The sequence below is a fragment of the Microbulbifer okhotskensis genome (assembly GCF_023895975.1).
Lineage (GTDB): Bacteria > Pseudomonadota > Gammaproteobacteria > Pseudomonadales > Cellvibrionaceae > Microbulbifer > Microbulbifer okhotskensis.
The window spans coordinates 1-301 of sequence record NZ_JALBWM010000457.1 but is presented as its reverse complement, the minus strand read 5'-3'; the positions used below and the strand labels follow the sequence as shown (position 1 = coordinate 301).

The window sequence follows — 301 nt, the reverse complement described above, 5'->3', positions numbered from 1 at the left end:
GCTGCGGTGGCGGCGTTATCATCGAAGGCACTGGAGGCAACCACCCAGGTGAGGGGTTCGCCCTGATTGATCACTGCGGCGGATACCTTGGGCACGGTGAATACGCCATCAATAGCGAGCACGCCGGTTTCACCCACGGCGATATCGTCCATCGCCACACCCAGGACTGCACCTACCGGCACTACCTGGCCGGAGGCAATCGCTGCGCTGGAGTTGTTGGTGTAATCGAGCATGCGCCCGCCTTGTACAAAATTCGTAGCCATTCTCTTTCTCTCGATTGGATTTTTAATTGAAAGTAAAA

The 301-nt window shown here is 55.8% G+C and carries 1 protein-coding gene; it reads right to left on the bottom strand.

Features of this window, described 5'->3' with window-relative positions:
- Positions 1-263, bottom strand: a 263-nt coding sequence (locus MO867_RS22915; protein WP_252473445.1) for a DUF2190 family protein, incomplete at its 3' end; no start/stop codon positions are given.
- Positions 264-301 lie beyond the last annotated feature (38 nt).